This window comes from Pseudoduganella sp. OTU4001, from assembly GCF_038440195.1.
Taxonomy (GTDB): Bacteria; Pseudomonadota; Gammaproteobacteria; order Burkholderiales; family Burkholderiaceae_D; genus Rugamonas.
This window is the reverse complement of the sequence record NZ_JASATG010000001.1, coordinates 218,842-238,533: the sequence shown is the minus strand read 5'-3', so window position 1 is coordinate 238,533 and position 19,692 is coordinate 218,842. Positions and strand designations below refer to the sequence as shown.

The following is a 19,692-nucleotide window of genomic DNA, read 5'->3' as shown; positions in this document are numbered from 1 at the left end:
GACGGCCTTGAATGTATTGCTTGCTAATTGCCGTCTCGGGTGATAACGTTATCTCATAACGGGCAGGAGACAATCATGGCAAGCCTTGACAGGGCAGGGGTGTTGCGCGCTGCGCAGCGTACCGCATTGGCCCAGCTGGAAAACAATGCAGCGACTTTTGGTACGCGCTTTCCTGGCGATACCAGCAGCGGCCAGGTGTATCGCCCGCGCCAGCAAGCCGGCTACTGGGAAGGCTCGAATGTCGGCTGGAGCACCGGGTTCTGGAACGGCATGTGCTGGCTCGGTTTTGAGATGAGCGGACGGCCCGCCTTCCGCTCCTGGGCGCAGCAGCAGAACGCCAGCTTTGCCCAGCGCCTGGCACGCCGCATTGACCTGAACCGCCATGAGCTGGGCATGCTGTATGGCCCCTCCTTTGCGGCTGCTTATCGCATCACCGGGAACCAGTGGTACCGCAGCCAGGTGCTGGAAGCGGCCAAGTTGCTGCATGCGCGCTTCGAGCCGCTATCGGGCGTTGTGCAAGCCTGGGGCAGGCTGGATGATGCGCGCGAACGGGGCCGCATCATTATCGAAACGGTCATGAATATGCCCTTGCTGCATTGGGCCAGTGTGCAGAGCGGCGACCCGGCATATGCCGCCACGGCCGCCACCCATCTGGAGCGCAGCCGCGAACTGCTGGTACGCCGCAACGGCTCCATCAGGCAGTGCTGCCAGCTGGGAAGCGATGGCGCGCTGAATCAATTCCACACCTGGCAAGCGCATGGTGAAGATACCTGCTGGTCACGCGGTCAGGCGTGGGCGCTGTATGGCTTTGCGCTCAACCACCGCCTGGCGCCGCATCTGGGTCTGTTGGAAACGGCGCGTGAAATGGCGGAATACCTGCTGGCGCGCCTGCCGGCCGATGGCATCTGCCATTGGGACCTGGAACTGGACTGGCGCAGCGGGCAGGAACGCGATAGTTCCGCCACCGCCATTGCGGTGTGCGGACTGCTGGAACTGGCCGGCCAGCTGGGGGAGGGCGGCGCGCACTATCGGGAGAAGGCGCTGGAGATGCTGGAAAGCCTGGTGCGCAATTGCGCGGCGGAGAATGGCCATGGCAGGGGTCTGCTGGCGCATGGCATCTACAGCATGCCGGAAGGACGCGGCGTCGACGAATCGAATTTGTGGGGCGATTACCACTACCTGGAAGCGTTGGCCCGAGTGAACCATGGCTGGTCGAGCTTCTGGTTCGTGCCGGGCCAGGCTGCGCTCGCCCCGGCGCCGCAAGCGGAGGCGCCGCTGTGGGCGGATTTCGACTTTCCCGGTGTGCTGCCCGGCAGGCAGCAAAGTTTCTGGCGCACTGGCGCGCTGGCTTAAGAGGGGGCGATTTGGGCCAGCAAAATGCCGTGCGCCGCGAAAATCGCCCCGCGTTGGCTGCGGTTGCCGGCATTGCAGGCGCGGGCTTGCTGCCGCTGTTTTGCTTCCTTCTGCTGGGCGACCTGGCGTGGTCGCTCAAGGAGCGCTCCATGCCGGACCTGTTCAAGGTCCAGCTGCGTGAATTCAGCCAGGATGCGGTGCTGCTGAACGTCCTGTTCGGCGCCTTGCCTTCGGCCATTGCCATGCTGGTCGGCCCCGCGGTGGGCGCCTGGAGCGACCGCACGCGCACCCGCATCGGCCGCCGCATCCCGTTCCTGCTGGCTTGCGTGCCGCTGGTATCGGCCAGCATGGTGGGGCTGGCGTTCAGCGAGCCGCTCGGCGACATGCTGTGGCATTGGTCCGGCGCCGCGCCGGGAATGCGCGTGCGCTATATCGTTGCCTGCATGTGCGTGTTCTGGACCATGTATGAGCTGTTCACGATTCTTGCCAATGCGCTGTTCGTCGCGCTGGTGAACGACACCGTGCCGAAGCAGATATTGGGCCGCTTCTTCGGCATGTTCAGGATCATCAGCCTGGGTGTGGGCGTGGTGTTCTTCTGGTTCGTGTTCGGCAATGAGCTGCCGGCATTGGTGCGGCCGGTGATGCTGGCCATTGCGGCGGCATACCTGCTGGGTTTCCTCGTGATGTGCCGTGGGGTCCGGGAACCATCTTACCCACCGCCTGCGCCGGCGCCAAAGGCGGGCCTGCGGCTGCTGGCTGGCGATGGCGCCGCCCCATGGTCCTATGTTCTGCTTTTTTTCACGCTGGCCATTGCCACCATCTGCGTGCTGCCCGTGAATATCAACAGCTATAACGCGATCGAGCAGTTCGGCGTAGACCGCAGCGATTACGGCCGCGCCGTTGCTGCAGCCTACAGTATTTCAATCGTACTGGCGTTGCCGGTCGGCTGGCTGGCCGACCGCTTCCATCCACTGCGCGTCGGATACGTCCTGTTGGGCATGTATGCGCTGTGCATGCTGGGCGCCTGGGGACTGGTCGAAGGGCGGCTGTCGTTCCTGGTCTGGCTGGTGGTGCACGCCGTGCTGGCCGGCACCTTTTTGACTGGCACGGCTTCCCTGTTGCCCGCCGTGCTGCCGCGCGCGCGCTTCTCCTCGCTGGCGGCATTGTCCGCTTCGATGACGGGCTTGATGACGGTGTTCTTCACCTTGGGCATGGGCGCACTGCTCGATGCGAACGGGCGCGACTTCCACGTGATCTTTTTGGTGGCAGGCTTGCTGGCAGCGTTGGGTACCATGTGCTGGCACCGCCTGCTGGTGCTGCATCAGCGGTCGTAGCTGATCCAGCCATAGTGCAGGCGGGCCAGCGCTTCGAGATAGTAATAGTCGCCCCATAAGGTGCATTCTTCGACACCCAGGTTGGCCAGCCGGTGGTAGGTGCCGTGCGTAAGCAGGCCGCCGGCGTCGGGCCACACGCCCGCGCAGTGACGCGTCAGGGCTTCGACCAGGCGCTTGCCGGCCGCCGCGTAATGCTGTTTTTGCGCGCCCGGCGGCAACTGGTTGGCCAGTTCCAGCAGGCCGCAGGCGGCAATCGTGTTAGCGGAACTATCGCGCGGCTCGCCGCTATCGTGGGCAAGGCCCAGGTCCCACAGCGCGATCTGGTCCGGCGGTAAATGGTCCAGGAAATAATCGGCAACCCGCATCGCCGTATCGAGCAGGCCGAGGCCGGGCAGGTGATGGTGGTTCAATACCAGGCCGTACAGGGCCCAGGCTTGCCCACGCGACCAGCAGGACGAATCGGCCAGGCCCTGGTGGGTTACTTCGCGCAACGGCGCGCCGGTGTCGGCATCAAAGTAATAGGTGTGGCAGGTCGAGCCGTCGGGGCGGACCAGGTAGTCGCAGGTGCGCAGCAGATGGCTGCGCGCCGCCGCTTTGTATGCCGGATCGCCGCTGGTGGCGCTGGCCCAGTGCAGCAGCGGCAGGTTCATGACGCAGTCCACGATAACGCGGCCACGTTCCTTTGGATTGTCCAGCTTGCCCCAGGCCTGGATTACACCGGCGCCAGGCAGGAAGCGGCCCAGCAGGCGGTCGGCGGCAGCGAGTGCGGTGGCGCGTGCGCCAGGCAACCGCGCAATGCGGTCGGCTGCGACATTGCTTAGGAGGTAAAGAAAGCCAAGATCGTGGTGATCGAGGTCGATGCCTCCCTCCAGGCGGTGCGCGAAATCGGTTGCCTGCACGGAGGCGGCATCGCGGAAGTGTTTCCAGCCTGTCAGTTCATAGCCAAGCCACAGCATGCCGGGCCAAAAGCCGCTGGTCCAGCCGACGTTGGCGCCGGGGGCGTGCTCGCCTTGCTGCCGCAGTTGGTAATGCAGGCGCTGGCTGGTGTCGTCCGGATAACGGTTGCCGAAGGTACGCAGCATGCGGTCCAGTTGGGCGATGGCGTGCTGCAATGCTGGCGGACAGGGTTGGAGTCTCGCGTTCATGAGGTAACGATACCACTATGTGTGCTGCCGCTCAAGCGAAGTGGCTGCTTTTTCGAAAATATGTGGTATCGTTAACCTATTCGCATAACAACGGAGCACACAATGTTTAAGCACTCATCCACGCGTCATGTATTGGCTGGCCTGGTTGCCAGCGCCTGCCTTGTCCAAACTGCCCAAGCCGGCGCTGAAGCGCAAGCACTGGCCCCGGCCGTGGTGCTGGCCACCATGGAGAAGGTGGCCGACTGGCAGTTGGCCCATCCGACCGGTTATCCGCTCGATGACTGGACCGAAGGTGTGGGCGATGCGGGTTTCATGGCGCTGGCCGGCATTTCCGGCAGTGATAAATACCGTGAGGCGATGCGCGCGGCAGGCGAAAAGAACCAATGGAAGCTTGGCCCGAGCATGTTCCACGCGGACGATTACGTGGTGGGCCAGATGTATGCGGAGCTGTACCTGCACACCCGCCAGCCGTATATGATCGCGCCACTGCGCGCCCAGTTCGATTACATGCTGGCCAATCCGCGTCCTGGATCGCTGGACTGGAAAACGCCGGGCGTGCAACACCGCTGGTCGTGGTGCGACGCCCTGTTCATGGGACCTCCAGCCTGGGCGCGCCTGACGGCCGCTACCGGCGACCAGCGCTATCTGGAGTTCGCCATCAGCGAATGGTGGCGTACCTCCGACTACCTGTACGACAAGGAAGAGCATCTGTATTTCCGCGACAGCCGCTTCTTCGACAAGCGCGAAGCAAACGGCAAGAAGATGTTCTGGGGCCGCGGTAATGGCTGGGTGATGGGCGGCCTGGTACGCATGCTGCAGTACATCCCCGAGCAGCACCCCCAGCGCGGCCGTTTCATCCAGCAATACAAGGAAATGGCCGAGCGCTTGCTTGGCCTGCAGCAGCCGGACGGCTTGTGGCGTTCCAGCCTGCTGGACCCGGTCACCTACAGCAAGCCGGAAAGCAGCGGCACGGCGCTGTACACCTATGCGCTGGCGTGGGGCGTCAACCAGGGCATCCTGCCGCGCGAGCAATTCGCGCCGGCCGTAAAACGCGCCTGGCAAACCCTGTCCAGCCATGTGAAACCTGATGGGAAGCTGGTGCACGTGCAGCCGATCGGTGAAGATCCGCGCTTCTTCGACCCCAATTCGAGCGACGTCTTCGCCGTGGGCGGGTTCCTGCTGGCGGGCAGCGAGATGTACCGCATGGCGCTGCAGGAGGGCAGCCAGCCGCGCGTAGTCACGGTGAGCAATGGCACTGGCTTGTTCCGCCCGGAGGAGTCGGTGGAAGTGGCTGGCGCCGGTGATGGTCTGGCGGTGATGGATGCACTGACCTCGCGCATCCTGCCAAGCCAGGTGCTGGGCAAGACCTTGCTGTTCCAGGCCGACCTGGCGCCCAATGAAACCCGGCGCTACCTGCTGCTGCCGCGCAAGCAACTGCCGGCTGTGCCGACCGTGGTGTCGCGCGCCCACGCGCGCTTCGTGCCGGAGCGGCTGGACGATTTCGCGTGGGAGAACGACCGTGTGGCGCATCGTACCTACGGCCCGGCCATTATGAACGAGCCGAAAGAGATGCTGGTGTCGAGCGGCATCGACGTATGGTCGAAGTCGGCCCGCAAGCTGGTGCAGGACGCCTGGTATCGCGGCGGCGACTACCACAAGGACAAGGGCGAGGGCATGGACTTCTACCATGTCGGCAAGACGCGCGGTTGCGGCGGCCTTGGCATCTACGACGGCAAGGAACTGCGCACCTCCAGCAACTACAGCAGTTGGAAGGTGCTGGCCGACGGCCCGCTGCGCACGGTGTTTGAACTGAAATACGATGCCTGGGATGCTGGCGGCCGCCTGGTCTCCGAAACCCGCCGCATCTCCCTCGACGCCGGCAGCAATTTCAACCGCGTCGAGAGCAGCTTCACCAGCCCGTCGGCCGCGACGTTGACCATCGGTGTCGGCATCGTGCAGCGTGAAGGGCAGGGCCGCTACCAGCAGGGCGCCGGCACCATGAGCTACTGGGAACCGGCGATGGGCGAGAATGGCAGCAATGCCTGCGCCGTGATCGTGCCCGGCGCCAGCGGCTTCCTGAATGTCGCGGCGGCCGCGCCAAAAGCGCTGGAGGCGGGCCACTACCTGGCGTTGGCGTCGGCCCAGCCTAAACAGGCCTTTGTGTATTATCTGGGCTCCGCCTGGAGCAAGGGCGGCGATTTTGCCGATGCCAAGGCGTGGGAGTCGTATGTGGCCACGACAGCGGCCCGCGTTGCGGCGCCGGTCAAAGTCAGCGTTTCGCGCTAATACCTGGGGATGACGATGCGTAAGAATTGGGCAATCGCACTGGCAATGGCGGCAAGCCTGTCATCCGCCGCAGCGACGGCGGGCGACGCCTATGACGCCATGCTGGAACGCTGGCAAGCCAAGCTGACCGGGCCAGCCACGCTTGATCGCCAAGCGCCCGACGTGGTTGCGCAACTGCGCGTACAGGCCGACACGGCGCGCGATGCATTGGCGCGGATGAAGCGCGAGCCTGGCGCGTCCGCATTGTGGGACGACCTGGCCGACTTCGCGAACCCCAAGGTCATCATGGCGTCGGCGGTCGTGGTGTCCAATGCATCGCGCCTGCTGGCCATGGCGCAGGCCTACGGAACCCCCGGCGGGCCGCTCTACAAGGACGCCGCGCTGGGGCAGGGCATCGCCTATGGCCTGGACTGGCTGGTGCGCGAGCATTACCACGCCGGAAAGCAGCAATACGGCAACTGGTGGTCGTGGCAAATCGGCGCGCCGCAGCATCTGCTGAACGTTCTTAGCCTGGCGGGCGGCGCACTGCCGCCGGAACTGCGCCAGCGCACGCTGGCCGCGGTCAACTGGTTCGTGCCCGATGCCCGTTACAAGACCCGGCCGGATGGCAGTCTCGATAAGAATCACCTTGAGACAGCAGCCAACCTGCTGGACAAGGCCCAGGTGGTAATCCTGAGCGGCATGCTGGGCAAGGACGGCAAACAGATTGCCGCTGGCCGCGACGCGATCGGACCGGCGCTGCAATACGTGACGGCCGGCGATGGTTTTTACCGCGACGGCTCGTTCATCCAGCACGGTCATGTGCCGTATGCCGGCAACTACGGCGTGGTCGCCCTGCAAGTGTATGGCCGCCTGCTGCATTTGCTGAACGGCTCCGAATGGGCCATTACCGACCCGAATGTCGCCAACGTCTACACCTGGGCGCGCGTCAGCTTTGCCGACCTGCTGGTCGATGGCGCCATGCCGGACGCCATGCGTGGCCGCAAGGTGGCGATGCATAACCAGGGTGACCACTCGGTAGGACGGGGCGCGGTGGCCGGCCTGGCCTCCATCGCCGAAGTGGCGCCGGCGGACGTCCAGGCGCAGCTGCGTTCCATCATCAAGGGCACCATGCAGCGTGACCGCACGTTCGGCGCAAGCTATCTCTCTGCCGCCGGCGGCGCAGGAACTTCCGGCATGCCACTGTATGAACTCGGTCTGCTGAAAGCAATCCAGGGCGACCCTGCGATCCAGGCGGCGCCCCCCGCCAGCGGTCCGCGCCTGTATCCATCGATGGACCGGGCCTTTTTGCGCGGCAAGGGATTTACCGGAGTGCTCGCCATGGCGTCCCCGCGCGTCAGCGCCTTCACCACCGGTAATGGCGAAAACGTGCGTGGCTGGTGGCAGGGCATGGGCATGCTTTACCTGTACGACGCACACCAGGAGCAGTTCGGACAAGACTTCTGGGCCACGGTCGACGCACGCCGCCTGCCTGGCACGACCAGCGACGACAGCGGCAAGGCGCGGCTGCCGGATTGGACGCGCACGCCCAATCCCGAGACCTGGGTCGGTGGCGCCAGCCTGGGCCAGCATGCCGCGCTGGGCATGGTGTTCAGCATGCGCGACGTGACCGGTTCCGACCTGCGTGGCCGCAAATCCTGGTTCATGCTGGGCGAAGACCGTATCCTGGCGATGGGTTCGGGCATCAGCGGCGGCCAGGGCTCGGTCGAGACGATTGTGGAAAACCGCCGCCTGGCAGATCCGGCCGGTGCGAAGCTGCTGGTCGACGGCGTGCCAATGGCGAACGGTAAAACCGCCAGCGCGCATTGGGCTTACCTGCAGGACGACAAGGCCGGCAGCCGCATCGGCTATGTATTCCCCGCCGCCACCGCGCTGAAGACTGAGCGCGGCGAGCGGCAAGGCAGCTGGCGCGACATCCATGAAGACGGCCCGGTCCAGGTGCGCCAGAATACCTTCCAGCTGCTGTCGATTGCGCATGGCAGCCCGCAGTACGCCTACCTGCTGCTGCCGGCGAGCAGTGAAGCGGCGACGCGCGCTGCGGCGGCCAAGCCGGGCATCCGCATCGAGTCCAACAACGACGCCGCGGCGGCAGTCTCGGTCCCGGCGCAGGGCGTGTATGCCGCCAACCTGTGGCAAGCCGGCAGCGCCCCGCGCGGCGGCCAGGCCTACGCCTGGGCCTCGGCGCCGGCCGCGCTGATCGTGTCGCACAGGGGCAAGCGCTTGCAGCTGGCGGTCGCCGAACCGACGCAGGGCGGGGCGGTGCTTGAAGTCTCGGTCAGGGAAGCGGCGGCGCAGGCGGGCAAGCTGGCGCCAGGCGTCACCGTGCTGGAACTGGCGCCTGTGCTGCGCTTGCGCATCGACACCACGGCCGCCGCCGGCGCCACCTTCGAGGCCGAATTTACGCTGAAATAGCCGCCGGCGTAGCGCTGTTATACTCGTCGTACCGAATTTTGCGGGTACGACGTGCACGACGACTTCCTGATGGCCAAAGGAGTACGCAAGCAAGCCGCAGTGCTGACTGCCGGCGGCCTGCTTGCGCAGCTCCCCCTGTATTGCTTCCTGCTGGTGGGCGACCTGGCCTGGTCGCTCAAGGAACGCGCCGTCCAGGAATTGGCCAAGGTCCAATTGCGTGAATTCAGCCAGGACCCGCTGCTGTTCGGGATACTGTTTGGCGCGATACCGGCGCTGCTGCTGTTCTTTTGCGCACCAACCGTCGGCGCCTGGAGCGACCGCACCCGTACACGGGCAGGGCGCCGAATTCCCTTCTTGCTGGCGATTGCGCCGCTGCTGGCTGGCAGCCTGGCGCTGCTGGCCTTGAGCGAACCGATTGCCGATTTCCTGCTGCGCCTTGGTGATGTCGATCCCGCCCGGCGCGAGTTTGCCGTGGTGGCCTGTATTGCAGCTTGCTGGACCTTGTTCGAAGTGTTTTCTCTCGCCAGCAATGCCTTGTTCATTGCCCTGGTCAACGATACCGTCCCCCATCACATCATAGGACGATTCTTCGGCCTGTTCCGCATTGTCAGCTTGTCGGTGGGTGCGGTTTTCTTCTATGTGGTGTTTGATGAAGACTTGCCGGCCAAGGCGAGCAACGTCATGCTGGTGGTCGCGGCAATTTACCTGGCGGCCTTCCTCATGCTGTGCCGCTATGTGCGCGAACCGGCCTATCCACCAGCAGTACCGGCCCAGCGCGGCTTCACTGGACGGTTGCGTGCGGACCGCTCTGGATTTCCCTGGTTTTTCGTCGCTTTGTTTGCGGCGGTGGGCATTGCCACCATTTCCTTTCTGCCGGTGAATGTCAACGCCTACAACGCCTTGGCGCAATACGGCGTGGGCCGCAGCAGTTTTGGGCAGGCCCTGGCGCTGACATATTGCATCTCCATCGTTCTGGCGATGCCCCTGGGGTGGCTGGCCGACCGCGTCCACCCGCTGCGCATTGGCCTGGGAACCCTGGCCCTGTATGCCGCCTGCATGGTCTGCGGCTGGCTGCTCGTGACGGGGCCAAGGTCGTTCCTGGTGTGGCTTGTGCTGCATGGCGTATTGTCGGGCGCATTCTTGAGCGGCACGGCAGCTCTGCTGCCCAGGGTTCTGCCGCGCGAACGGTTTTCCGAACTGGCGGCATTTTCGGCAGCCATCACAGCTGGCCTGGCGATGGCGGTGTCGCTCGGCGTGGGGCTTTTGCTTGATATGAGCGGCCGCAATTACAGCCTGATCTTCCCCGCAGCAGGCGCGCTTGCCGCCATCGGTGCCGCCACTTGGTACTACGTCATGCACCAACATGAAGACATTGAAAAGACTCGGTGCCAATAGGCGCGGCGAGGCAATTCGGTCAAATAAGGCGGGGCGCTCGCGAGGTAATACAATACTACCCCGGCCATTGGCTTCGACTATTTCGACCGTTATATTTCATGGATACTCTGATTCGCCTGCACCGTTCTCCGATCTGGGGCCCCCTGGTCCGCCTGGTTGGCCTGCCGAAACCGGTTGAACTGGCCCGCCATGCGGGCGCTTATGTCGGTGAGGCACTGGCCGGCAGGACGGCCGCCGTGCTGGCTGCCAAAGGCGGCACCTGCATGGCGCAGCTGGAGGCCGCAGTCCGCAATGCGGGCGGCGCGCGCTGGAATGCGGCTGACGCGCAGGCGTTGGACGTGCTGATCGTCGATGCGACAGCCTGCGCGGCGCTGGCTGATTTCCGCGAACTGTATGAAGTTTTCCATCCGCTGGCCGGCCGGCTAGCCCGCAACGGGCGCGTGCTGCTGGTGGGTCCGGCGGCTGGCGAAGGCCCGGTTTCCCAGGCCGTGGCGCGTGGGATGGACGGTTTCCTGCGCTCGCTGGCCAAGGAAGTGGGGCGGCGTGGGATTGCGGCCAATCTGCTGCAGGTGGAGCAGGGTGCTGCGGACCGTATCGAAGGCGCGCTGCGCTTCTTCTGCGGCCCGCAAACGGCCTATGTGACGGGCCAGGTGGTGCGCATCGGCGCGATGACGGCGGCGCCGTCCGCCGTGCCGCAGGTTGCCGCGCTGGCGGGCAAATCTGCATTGGTGACAGGCGCCGCGCGCGGCATCGGCCTGGCGATCGCGGAACGGCTGGCGCAAGAGGGCGCCCATGTTGTCGCGGCGGACGTGCCGGCGGCCGAAGCGGACCTGCGCGCGCTGTGCGCCCGTATCGGTGGCAGCGCTTTGCCGCTGGATATCACCAGCCCGGATGCGCCGGGCGCCCTGTGCGCCGCCTTGCGCGAGCGTGGCGGTGTGGACATCGTGGTCCACAATGCCGGCATCACCCGCGACCGCACCATGGCGAAAATGGAAGCGTCCCAGTGGCAGCAAGTGCTGGACGTGAACCTTGAAGCGGTCGCCCGCATCGACGAAGCCTTGCTGGCGGACTCCGTGCTGCGCGACCATGGCCGCGTAGTGTGCCTGTCGTCCATCAGCGGCATTGCCGGCAATTTCGGGCAGACCAACTACGCCACCAGCAAAGCCGCCCTGATCGGCTACGTGGCGGGCCAGGCGCCGCGCTACGCGGCGCGCGGCATTACCTTCAACGCCGTGGCGCCGGGCTTTATTGAAACGGCGATGACGAAGAAAGTGCCGTTCATGACGCGCGAAATCGGCCGCCGCCTCAACTCCCTGCTGCAAGGCGGCCAGCCGCGCGATGTGGCGGAATTGGTGACCTTCCTTGCCTCGCCCGGCGCCTACGGCATCAGCGGCCAGACCGTGCGGGTCTGCGGCCAGGGACTAATGGGCGCCTGAGCGACGCCGCATCGCATTCAGCCTTCCATCTGCTCGAGCTCTTTGCCGCGCGTTTCATAGACGTAGCGGAGGACGAAGAACAGCGAGATGACAGCGGCAACGGTGTAGATGCCGTAAGCGCCGGGCAGGCCGATGCTTGCCAGCAGAACCGGGAAGGTGATGGTGATGAGGAAGTTCGAGGTCCATTGCGCCGCACCGGCGACGGCCAGGCCGGAACCCCGGATCTGGTTCGGGAACATTTCGCCAGCAATCCGAGTGCCGCCTACCTGAGCGAATTCCTGGTCGGCTTGCTGAACCAGGCCAGCTTGAGCAATGCCCAGATGGTGATCGAAAAATGCGACGGCGCGCAAGGGCAGGAAAGGACGCAGCGCCTGCTGGATAACGGGGTGGATGGCATCATCCTGCCGCCGCCGCTGTGCGACGCGGAAGACATCATCAACCTGCTGGCTAGCGCCCGGGTGCCAACGGTGGCGGTGGCCTGCGGCCTGCCGGATGCGCGCGGCCGTCAGTATCGACGACTACCAGGCCGCGTACACCATGACTCGGCACCTGGTTTCACTGGGCCACCAGCGTATCGGCTTTATCATCGGCCATCCCAACCAGACCGCCAGCGCGCGCCGCAAAGCGGGCTACCGGGACGCCATGAAAGACGCCGGACTGGAAGTGCCGGATGAACCGATGGTGCAGGGCTTGTTCACCTACCGCTCCGGCCTGGATGCCGCCGACCAGCTGCTGAACCTCGCGCAGCGTCCCACCGCGGTTTTCGCCAGCAACGACGATATGGCGGCGGCCACCGTGGCAATTGCCCACCGCATGGGCCTCGACGTACCGGGCGACCTGACCGTGGCCGGTTTCGACGATACCGCGCTGGCTACCACGATCTGGCCGGAGCTGACCACCATCCGCCAGCCGATTGCCAGCATGGCGGAAACTGCGCTGAAGCTGCTGGTGCAGGACATCGCATCGCAGCGCGACGGCAGCCGCGGCGCGCCAGCGCATCAGGTGCTGGAAGCTTCCCTGATCCGGCGCCAGTCGGATGCCGCGCCGCGCGCCAGGCCATCGGCGATGGCCTGAAAATATCCCAGGCAGAAAGCTATTTTGCATGCGCCGCCGCGCCGCCCGCTTCCGATATCGTCATGCCGCGGTACTTTTGCTGGATCGCGCGCAGCCTGGCGCGGAACGCCGGACTTTGCATTGCCGTTTCGATTGCCGCCACTAGTTTGCGGCTGCCTTCCAGCGACTTGCGCACGCCGATGTGGAACGGTACCTGGCTGTTCGGGATAAAGCTGACCTGGCGCATGGCCATCTGGTCGCTATAGCCCTGCATCCGGGCGTAATGGATGGCTTGTTCCACCGGCATGATGAAAAAGTCGCCGGTCTTGCGCTGGAAAGCCATGTGCATGATGGCTGTCGGGTTGTAAACGGTGTAGCGTGGAATGTAGGAGGGGACGTTTTCCTTTTCCCACTGCACCATGTCCTGGCTGATGAACACCAGGCCGCGCAAGTCTTCGAAGCTGCGTGCGGCGAGGATTTTTTCGGTATTGGGATTGCCAATCCGGTAGACCAGGTTACCGTAATCCATCGTGAACACCGCTTGCCGCGTAAAGTGCGCATACTTGCGCCGGTCGCGCGAGGGGAAAGTCAGGAATATATCCATCTGCTCGTTTTGCACCAGCCATTGCGCGCGCGCCCAGGGAAAGGCGTGGAACTCGGTGCGGTAGCCGGGCGTCATCTGGATCAGGCTCTCCAGCACTTCCCTGAACATGCCCTGTGCTTCGCCATTTTCCATATGGCTCATGGGTGGCATGGCGTCGGACAGGGCGACGCGCAGCGGCATATTCTGGGCGCTGAGCGAAGGCGTGGCGCAGCACAGGGCCAAACTGAAGGCGAAACGGCGGAGAAGGCGATTTTTCCTCATGGGTTATGGTAACCGGAAAGTGGCGCATATTCGTCAAATGAGCCAGTGCCGCCGGATCATCCCGGCATGGCCAATCTCGAAAAGCTGGCGCGGGGCAGTGTCGGCCTCGCTGAAGCCAACCGCGCCGTGGCCACACTGGCCAGGGATGGGACGCTGTCGCAAATCGTGGCGCAGTTCCGCTGGCGTCGCCAAAAAGTTGTTAACGGTTTCTGTGGAAAACTCTGTTAACAAGGCCAGCCTCAAACTCTTAAGTGCATGATTTGGCGGTGGATTTATCCGCCGCTCAAACTTTGTGCAAGCGCCGGCGCCAGAGTCCGGTGAGGAAGTGTGAGTTTTGGCTGAACTGTTTAAAGCTACAATTTTTCGATCATCCCAAACTGACATTGTTGGGAAAAACTGAAAGTTTCAGGTTCTTCTACCAAAGTACGGCGCATTGTCTATATTGAATGACGTACTTCAGCAGGCAGCAGCAGCGGCATAACAATTGCATAGAAAAAGTCACTGGCTCTATCGAACGCGAAGGGGAACTTTGTGGTTGATATGGACGTACTGCTTGCCGAGACTTCCGAAGCGCCGCCATGCGGCGAGGATTTGGGGGAGAAGTACGATCCGCAATTTGAAGCGCTGGAGCGCCTTGCACGCGGCAAGGGTGAACAGCGCATCGGCGACCAGCTGATTCCGGCCGAAGGCCCTGACTGGCCCACGGTGCGCCAGCAGGCGCTGGAGCTGATGACGCGCAGCAAAGACCTGCGCGTCGCACTGCTGCTGACACGCGCACTGGTGCGCATGGAGCACCTGCCGGGCCTGCGCGACGGCCTCGATCTGATCCACGCCATGCTGGAACGCTATTGGGACCTGGTCCATCCACGCCTGGAAGACGACGATCCCGGTATGCGCATGAACACGCTGGCCGCGCTGGCCGACCGCGACGCCATGATGCTGGACGTGCGCGATGCGGTCCTGGTGCGGGCCGGGCCCTTGAAGATCACCGTGCGCGACTTGCTGGTCGCCCAGGGCCGGCTCAAGCCCACGTCCGGCGAAGGCGAGCACAGCCAGGCACAGATCAATGCCGCCATTGCGGGGGCTGCCGCGCAGGACCGCAGCACGGTCGAAGCGGTGCAGGCCTGCGTGGCGCGCATCGGCGCCATCCACGCGCTGCTGATTGATAAAGTGGGCGCCGGCCTGGCGACCGACCTCAAGCCCATGAGCGACATGCTGAAGTACGTTGCCCAAGGCTGCCAGGCTGCGCTGGGCGAAGCCGGCCTTGCGCCGGATGCCGGCGAGGCGGCCACACCTGCCTCCGAGGCCGCTGCAACGCCGGCCTTGCCCGGTGAGATCCGCAGCCGCGACGACGCCATGCGCCTGCTCGATACCATCTGCGTCTTCTTCGAGCGCACCGAGCCGGGCAATCCCGCGCCCCTGCTGATACGGCGCGCGCAGCGCTTAATGAACAAGAGTTTTGTGGAAATCATCCAGGATCTTGCGCCGGACAGCTTGAACCGCATCCAGGACATCGCAGGCATCGGCAAGTCATAAACAGGGGAGGTCGCCATGGCAGACAGCAGTCAGAAGAACATCGGACGCAACCGCGCGCCGCGTGTGCAAATTGAATACGACGTTGAACTGTATGGGGCGGAGAAAAAAATCCAGCTGCCCTTTGTCATGGGCGTGCTGGCGGACTTGTCCGGCAAGCCGGCGACGCCGCTGCCGCCGGTGGAAGACCGCAAGTTCCTGGAAATCGATGTCGACAACTTCAACAACCGCATGAAGGCGATCAAGCCGCGTGTGGCCTTCCAGGTGCCGAACACGCTGACCGGCGAAGGCAACCTCAATATCGACATCAGCTTCGAAAACATGGACGACTTCTCGCCGGCGGCCGTGGCGCAGAAGACGGATGCGCTGAACAAGCTGCTGGAAGCGCGCCAGCAGCTGTCCAACCTGATGACATGGATGGACGGCAAGGGCGGGGCAGAAGACCTGATCGGCAAAGTACTGAGTGATCCGGCCCTGCTCAAATCGCTGGTCAGCAGCGCCAAGCCCACCGAATAGTCCACGCCATTACTCCAGGAGCTGATGCCATGCCAGAATCCGAACAACTCGCAGTGCAAGCGGATGCCGCCGTCGAGAGCGGCAGCGAATTTACCTCCCTGCTGCAAAGGGAATTCAAGCCCAAGAGCGACGAAGCGAAAACCGCCGTGGAGCAGGCGGTGCGCACCCTGGCCGAACAGGCGCTGTCGCAGACCACCCTGATCGGCAACGACGTCATGAAGACGATCGAAGCCATGGTCGCCGCGCTGGACGCCAAGCTCACCGAGCAGGTCAACCTGATCCTGCACCATCCGGACTTCCAGAAGCTGGAAGGCTCCTGGCGCGGACTGCACTACCTGATCAACAATTCCGAGACCGATGAGCAGCTGAAGATCCGCTTCATGAACATCTCGAAAGCGGAAGCCGGCAAGATGCTCAAGCGCTGGAAGGGCGCGGCCTGGGACCAGAGCCCGCTGTTCAAGAAGATCTATGAGGAAGGCTACGGCGTATTCGGCGGCGAACCGTTTGGCTGCCTGGTCGGCGACTATGCTTTCGACCACAGCCCGGCCGACGTGGAGATGTTGGGCGAGATCGCCAAGGTGTCGGCCGCTTCCCATTGCCCCTTCATCGCCGGCGCCTCGCCCACGGTGATGGGGATGGACTCCTGGCAGGAGCTGGCCAATCCGCGCGACCTGACCAAGATCTTCAGCACGCCGCTGCATGCCAGCTGGCGCTCGCTGCGCGAATCGGAAGATGCGCGCTATCTCGGCCTGGCCATGCCGCGCTATCTTTCGCGCCTGCCTTACGGCGCCAAGACTTCGCCGGTGGAGGAATTCGATTTCGAAGAGGATACCGGCGCCGCCGACCATAGCAAATACACCTGGTCGAACGCCGCCTATGCGATGGCGGTCAATATCAACCGCTCCTTCAAGCTGTACGGCTGGTGCTCGCGCATCCGCGGCATTGAGTCGGGCGGCGCGGTCGAGGGCCTGCCGACCCACACCTTCCCGACCGACGACGGCGGCGTCGATATGAAGTGCCCGACCGAGATCGCCATCAGCGACCGGCGCGAGGCGGAGCTTGCCAAGAACGGCTTCATGCCGCTGGTGCACCGCAAGAACTCGGACTTTGCCGCCTTCATCGGCGCCCAGTCGCTGCAAAAGCCGTTCGAATACGACGATCCGGACGCCACCGCCAATGCCAACCTGGCGGCGCGCTTGCCCTACCTGTTTGCCTGCTGCCGCTTTGCGCACTACCTGAAGTGCATTGTGCGCGACAAGATCGGCTCGTTCAAGGAACGCGACGATATGCAGCGCTGGCTGCAGGACTGGATCATGAACTATGTGGACGGCGACCCGGCCCACTCCTCCGAATTGGTCAAGGCGCGCAAGCCGCTGGCCGCGGCCGAGGTGGTGGTGCAGGAGGTGGAAGGCAATCCAGGCTATTACACGTCGAAGTTTTCCCTGCGTCCCCATTACCAGCTGGAAGGGCTGACGGTGTCACTGAGCTTGGTTTCCAAGCTGCCGTCGGCCAGGACGGCATGAGTGGGGGCGAAATGTACTGAAGGTGGCGTTATCCAAGGAGGAAAGTCATGGCTGCTGACATGTTTTTAAAGCTGGACGATATCAAAGGCGAGTCCCAGGACGGTAAGCACAAGGACGAAATGGACGTACTGGCCTGGAGCTGGGGCGCAAGCCAGTCCGGCACCATGCACACTGGCGGTGGCGGGGGCGCTGGCAAGGCCAGTGTCAACGACCTGTCGCTGACCAAGTATGTGGACAAGGCTTCGCCCAACCTGCTGGGCGCATGCTGCAGCGGCAAGCACTTCGACCAGGCCACCCTGGTAGTGCGCAAGGCCGGCGACAAGCCGCTTGAGTACCTCAAGTACACCTTCAAGCAAGTGCTGGTTTCCTCGATCAATGTTGGCGGCAGCGGCGGCGAAGACCGGCTGACCGAAAACGTCACGCTCAACTTCGCGGAGTACAAGATGGAGTATTTCCCGCAAAAGAGCGATGGTTCCGGTGATGCCGCGGTCGAAGTGGCCTGGCATATTGGCAAGAACCAGAAAGCCTAGGCGGCGGGGCTATGTCCCAGGGCGATATGTTCCTCAAGATTGATGGCACCCGGCAAGGTGCCATCAAGGGAGAGTCGCGCGACGCCGGCCATGCGGGCGAAATCGACGTGATGGGCTGGTCGTGGGGCATGGAGGGCAATTCCGTCCATGGCCAGGCCACCTCCAAGACCACGGTGCGCGAGCTCAAGGTCTATAAGCTGGTGGACAGCGCCACCACGGCCTTGCTGGCTGCGCTGCGCAATAACGAGGTGCTGAAGGAAGCGGTGTTGACGGTGCGCAAGGCGGGCGGCAGCAATCCGGTCGAATACTACAAGGTGGTGATGGCCAAGGCGCGCATCACTTCCATCCAGCAGCAATCGAGCGCCGCCGGCGAGCAGGCCGAGCTGATGGAAGAGCTGTCGATCGCCTTCAGCAAATGCACCATCGAATACAAGCCGCAAGGCGCCGACGGTTCCTACCGCGGCGGCATGCAGTTCGAGATGGATATCTACGAAGGATCTTCATGAATCGTCAGGCTGCCGAGCAAAGCTTGCGGGACGGCGATCCCTTGCGCGCCATGCAGCAATTGCAGGAACTGGTGCGCGCCGATCCGGCCGACGCTTCGCTGCGCATTTTCCTGTTCCAGCTGCTGGCGGTGCTGGGCGACTGGGAGCGTGCTTCGACCCAGCTCGGCGTGGCGGCGGAGCTGGATGTGTCGGCCCTGGCCATGGCCCAGATGTACGGCGACGCCATCCGCTGCGAAGCATTGCGCGCGCAGGTGTTTGCCGGCGAAAAGGCGCCGCTGGTGTTTGGCGAGCCCGAGCAGTGGCTGGCGATGCTGATTGAATCGCTGCTGGTGGCTTGCCGTGGGCAGCCGCAGCAGGCAACCAGGCTGCGGGCCATGGCGTTTGAACAGGCGCCGGAGGCAGCCGGCAGCATGAACGGCCAGTCGTTTGCCTGGCTGGCCGACGCCGATTCCCGCCTTGGGCCGGTGCTGGAAGCCATCATCAACGGCAAGTATTACTGGATACCGTTTGCGCGCTTGAGCAACATTGCGATCGAAGCGCCGGCTGATTTGCGCGACCTGGTGTGGATGCCTGCGCACTTCGTTTTCAGCAATGGCGGCGAGGCGGTCGGCCTGATCCCGACACGTTACCCGGGCACCGAAAGCAGCGACGATGGCCTACTGCGCCTGGCCCGAAAAACCATCTGGCATGAGGCGGGTGCGGACCTGTACCACGGCCTGGGGCAGCGCATGTTCGTGACCGACGCGACCGAAGTGCCGCTGATGGACGTGCGCCAGATCGATTTCGCGCCTGGTGCGGGTTGACCATGGCCGGGCGCATCACGCAGGAGCGGTTGCAGCCGGCGCTGCTGGACCGCCTGGTCGACGATAACCCCGAGCGCAAGCAGGAAGCGCGCGACGAAAGCCTGATCGACCGCCAGCGCCTGTACGCAGCCGTGCTGCGCGACCTGGAATGGCTGTTCAATTCCACCCGCTACAGCGGCGCGGAGGAACTGGAAGGGTTTGAGTACGTACAGCGTTCGGTGCTGAATTTCGGCCTGCCGGCACTATCGGGCGAAACCGCGTCGACCCTGGACACGATGGAAGTGGAGCAGCGCATCCGGCAGGCGATCCTGGATTTCGAACCGCGCATCGTGCCGGCCTCGCTCCAGGTGCAGGCGCTGTCCACCGCCGCTTTGCTGGACCAGCACAACATCGTCAGCATCCAGATACGCGGCCACCTGTGGGGCAACCCCGCGCCGCTGGAACTTCTGCTGCAGACGGACCTGGACCTGGAAACAGGCGCGGTGGAAATCCGCGATTTGGCAATGAATAGATGAACTGCGAGGTAGGCATGGAAGCTCAATATGACTTTGTCTTTGTAGGCGTGAGGGGGCCGGGACGCGAGCGAGTAGAAGGCAAGCTCTGCATATCGGCCAAAGGCCGGAGCTATAACGCCTGCTCAGGATCGCGTTCATTGTTGCCTCTCCCAAATGGGTTGTACGAAGTGAAAAACCTCAGATTCAATCGCGACGACGCAGCAATGGCGCGTGAAGTCCTGGCATCTGAAAATGGGGGAGGTGGGATGTGTTTCCCTGCATGGAGTGTCGATCTTGAACCACTTTTCAGCAGTCGGCGCACAGCGTTAAGGATCCACCCTGACGGAAATCTTCCTGGAACGCAAGGATGCATCGGGATTCTTGACTCAGTCCATGAATGCTATGACGACTTATTTCAATTGCTTGCCAAGGAAGACAAGAGACTGCTTCTTTTGGTCAACCATGACAGCAACAATCCGCATTTGAATGATACGCAGTCAAACTGAGC

The 19,692-nt window shown here is 63.6% G+C and carries 19 protein-coding genes; 16 read left to right on the top strand and 3 right to left on the bottom strand.

Features of this window, described 5'->3' with window-relative positions:
* Window positions 1-75: 75 nt before the first annotated feature.
* Window positions 76-1,353: a glycoside hydrolase family 88 protein gene (locus tag AAHE99_RS01010; RefSeq protein ID WP_342113502.1), complete on the top strand. Its 1,278-nt coding sequence runs from the start codon at window positions 76-78 to the stop codon at window positions 1,351-1,353.
* Window positions 1,354-1,382: 29 nt separating this feature from the next.
* Window positions 1,383-2,687 carry an MFS transporter gene (locus AAHE99_RS01005; RefSeq protein ID WP_342113500.1) on the top strand — a complete coding sequence of 435 codons (1,305 nt, stop codon included), beginning with the start codon at window positions 1,383-1,385 and terminating at the stop codon, window positions 2,685-2,687.
* Here AAHE99_RS01005 and AAHE99_RS01000 read toward each other — a convergent pair.
* Window positions 2,675-3,832 (bottom strand): glycoside hydrolase family 88 protein, encoded by a 1,158-nt coding sequence (locus AAHE99_RS01000; protein ID WP_342113498.1) that lies wholly within the window; start codon window positions 3,830-3,832, stop codon window positions 2,675-2,677. The genes AAHE99_RS01005 and AAHE99_RS01000 overlap by 13 nt on opposite strands.
* Window positions 3,833-3,934: 102 nt before the next feature.
* On the opposite strand from AAHE99_RS01000, the gene AAHE99_RS00995 reads away from it, so the two are divergent.
* The 4 genes from AAHE99_RS00995 (at window position 3,935) to AAHE99_RS00980 (ending at window position 11,361) form a co-directional block, all read left to right on the top strand.
* Window positions 3,935-6,118 (top strand): glycoside hydrolase family 88 protein, encoded by a 2,184-nt coding sequence (locus tag AAHE99_RS00995; protein WP_342113496.1) that lies wholly within the window; start codon window positions 3,935-3,937, stop codon window positions 6,116-6,118.
* A gap of 15 nt (window positions 6,119-6,133) precedes the next feature.
* The gene (locus AAHE99_RS00990; protein ID WP_342113494.1) at window positions 6,134-8,530 is read left to right on the top strand and encodes a polysaccharide lyase 8 family protein; all 2,397 of its coding nucleotides are present in this window, start codon (window positions 6,134-6,136) and stop codon (window positions 8,528-8,530) included.
* A gap of 51 nt (window positions 8,531-8,581) precedes the next feature.
* Window positions 8,582-9,925 carry an MFS transporter gene (locus AAHE99_RS00985; protein ID WP_342113492.1) on the top strand — a complete coding sequence of 448 codons (1,344 nt, stop codon included), beginning with the start codon at window positions 8,582-8,584 and terminating at the stop codon, window positions 9,923-9,925.
* Between the two features lie 98 nt (window positions 9,926-10,023).
* On the top strand, window positions 10,024-11,361 hold the full coding sequence (locus tag AAHE99_RS00980; RefSeq protein WP_342113490.1) for a 3-oxoacyl-ACP reductase: 1,338 nt from the start codon (window positions 10,024-10,026) through the stop codon (window positions 11,359-11,361).
* Window positions 11,362-11,378: 17 nt separating this feature from the next.
* Here AAHE99_RS00980 and AAHE99_RS00975 read toward each other — a convergent pair whose 3' ends face one another.
* Window positions 11,379-11,600, bottom strand: a complete 222-nt coding sequence (locus AAHE99_RS00975) for an MFS transporter (protein WP_342113488.1) — start codon at window positions 11,598-11,600, stop codon at window positions 11,379-11,381.
* A gap of 253 nt (window positions 11,601-11,853) precedes the next feature.
* Between AAHE99_RS00975 and AAHE99_RS00970 the strand changes: the two genes are divergently transcribed.
* The gene (locus AAHE99_RS00970; RefSeq protein ID WP_342113487.1) at window positions 11,854-12,435 is read left to right on the top strand and encodes a substrate-binding domain-containing protein; all 582 of its coding nucleotides are present in this window, start codon (window positions 11,854-11,856) and stop codon (window positions 12,433-12,435) included.
* A gap of 19 nt (window positions 12,436-12,454) precedes the next feature.
* On the opposite strand, the gene AAHE99_RS00965 is transcribed toward AAHE99_RS00970, so the two are convergent.
* On the bottom strand, window positions 12,455-13,279 hold the full coding sequence (locus AAHE99_RS00965) for a substrate-binding periplasmic protein (protein ID WP_342113484.1): 825 nt from the start codon (window positions 13,277-13,279) through the stop codon (window positions 12,455-12,457).
* Window positions 13,280-13,345: 66 nt separating this feature from the next.
* On the opposite strand from AAHE99_RS00965, the gene AAHE99_RS00960 reads away from it, so the two are divergent.
* The 9 genes from AAHE99_RS00960 (at window position 13,346) to AAHE99_RS00920 (ending at window position 19,690) form a co-directional block, all read left to right on the top strand.
* Window positions 13,346-13,507: a hypothetical protein gene (locus AAHE99_RS00960; RefSeq protein WP_342113482.1), complete on the top strand. Its 162-nt coding sequence runs from the start codon at window positions 13,346-13,348 to the stop codon at window positions 13,505-13,507.
* A gap of 312 nt (window positions 13,508-13,819) precedes the next feature.
* Entirely contained in the window at window positions 13,820-14,815 is a 996-nt protein-coding gene (tssA, locus tag AAHE99_RS00955; protein ID WP_342113480.1) for a type VI secretion system protein TssA, read from the top strand.
* A 15-nt stretch (window positions 14,816-14,830) separates the two neighbouring features.
* Window positions 14,831-15,328, top strand: a complete 498-nt coding sequence (gene tssB, locus AAHE99_RS00950; RefSeq protein ID WP_342113478.1) for a type VI secretion system contractile sheath small subunit — start codon at window positions 14,831-14,833, stop codon at window positions 15,326-15,328.
* 29 nt (window positions 15,329-15,357) lie between these two features.
* Window positions 15,358-16,851: a type VI secretion system contractile sheath large subunit gene (gene tssC / locus AAHE99_RS00945; RefSeq protein WP_342113476.1), complete on the top strand. Its 1,494-nt coding sequence runs from the start codon at window positions 15,358-15,360 to the stop codon at window positions 16,849-16,851.
* A gap of 47 nt (window positions 16,852-16,898) precedes the next feature.
* Window positions 16,899-17,381 carry an Hcp family type VI secretion system effector gene (locus AAHE99_RS00940; protein WP_342113474.1) on the top strand — a complete coding sequence of 161 codons (483 nt, stop codon included), beginning with the start codon at window positions 16,899-16,901 and terminating at the stop codon, window positions 17,379-17,381.
* Between the two features lie 26 nt (window positions 17,382-17,407).
* Window positions 17,408-17,887: an Hcp family type VI secretion system effector gene (locus tag AAHE99_RS00935; protein WP_342113472.1), complete on the top strand. Its 480-nt coding sequence runs from the start codon at window positions 17,408-17,410 to the stop codon at window positions 17,885-17,887.
* Window positions 17,884-18,690: a type VI secretion system accessory protein TagJ gene (locus tag AAHE99_RS00930; RefSeq protein ID WP_342113470.1), complete on the top strand. Its 807-nt coding sequence runs from the start codon at window positions 17,884-17,886 to the stop codon at window positions 18,688-18,690. The genes AAHE99_RS00935 and AAHE99_RS00930 overlap by 4 nt, the downstream gene beginning before the upstream one ends.
* 2 nt (window positions 18,691-18,692) lie before the next feature.
* Window positions 18,693-19,205, top strand: coding sequence for a type VI secretion system baseplate subunit TssE (gene tssE, locus AAHE99_RS00925; RefSeq protein WP_342113469.1), 513 nt, complete (start codon window positions 18,693-18,695; stop codon window positions 19,203-19,205).
* 14 nt (window positions 19,206-19,219) lie between these two features.
* Entirely contained in the window at window positions 19,220-19,690 is a 471-nt protein-coding gene (locus tag AAHE99_RS00920) for a hypothetical protein (protein ID WP_342113467.1), read from the top strand.
* Window positions 19,691-19,692: the final 2 nt, after the last annotated feature.

Bases quoted from the DNA above. Each gene is read 5' to 3' on its own strand.
- AAHE99_RS01010 (WP_342113502.1), top strand. From the start codon at position 76: ATGGCAAGCCTTGACAGGGCAGGGGTGTTGCGCGCTGCGCAGCGTACC.
- AAHE99_RS01000 (WP_342113498.1), bottom strand. From the start codon at position 3,832: ATGAACGCGAGACTCCAACCCTGTCCGCCAGCATTGCAGCACGCCATC.
- AAHE99_RS00995 (WP_342113496.1), top strand. From the start codon at position 3,935: ATGTTTAAGCACTCATCCACGCGTCATGTATTGGCTGGCCTGGTTGCC.
- AAHE99_RS00990 (WP_342113494.1), top strand. From the start codon at position 6,134: ATGCGTAAGAATTGGGCAATCGCACTGGCAATGGCGGCAAGCCTGTCA.
- AAHE99_RS00980 (WP_342113490.1), top strand. From the start codon at position 10,024: ATGGATACTCTGATTCGCCTGCACCGTTCTCCGATCTGGGGCCCCCTG.
- AAHE99_RS00975 (WP_342113488.1), bottom strand. From the start codon at position 11,600: ATGTTCCCGAACCAGATCCGGGGTTCCGGCCTGGCCGTCGCCGGTGCG.
- AAHE99_RS00970 (WP_342113487.1), top strand. From the start codon at position 11,854: ATGCGCGCGGCCGTCAGTATCGACGACTACCAGGCCGCGTACACCATG.
- AAHE99_RS00965 (WP_342113484.1), bottom strand. From the start codon at position 13,279: ATGAGGAAAAATCGCCTTCTCCGCCGTTTCGCCTTCAGTTTGGCCCTG.
- AAHE99_RS00960 (WP_342113482.1), top strand. From the start codon at position 13,346: ATGGCCAATCTCGAAAAGCTGGCGCGGGGCAGTGTCGGCCTCGCTGAA.
- tssA (WP_342113480.1), top strand. From the start codon at position 13,820: ATGGACGTACTGCTTGCCGAGACTTCCGAAGCGCCGCCATGCGGCGAG.
- tssB (WP_342113478.1), top strand. From the start codon at position 14,831: ATGGCAGACAGCAGTCAGAAGAACATCGGACGCAACCGCGCGCCGCGT.
- tssC (WP_342113476.1), top strand. From the start codon at position 15,358: ATGCCAGAATCCGAACAACTCGCAGTGCAAGCGGATGCCGCCGTCGAG.
- AAHE99_RS00940 (WP_342113474.1), top strand. From the start codon at position 16,899: ATGGCTGCTGACATGTTTTTAAAGCTGGACGATATCAAAGGCGAGTCC.
- AAHE99_RS00935 (WP_342113472.1), top strand. From the start codon at position 17,408: ATGTTCCTCAAGATTGATGGCACCCGGCAAGGTGCCATCAAGGGAGAG.
- AAHE99_RS00930 (WP_342113470.1), top strand. From the start codon at position 17,884: ATGAATCGTCAGGCTGCCGAGCAAAGCTTGCGGGACGGCGATCCCTTG.
- tssE (WP_342113469.1), top strand. From the start codon at position 18,693: ATGGCCGGGCGCATCACGCAGGAGCGGTTGCAGCCGGCGCTGCTGGAC.
- AAHE99_RS00920 (WP_342113467.1), top strand. From the start codon at position 19,220: ATGGAAGCTCAATATGACTTTGTCTTTGTAGGCGTGAGGGGGCCGGGA.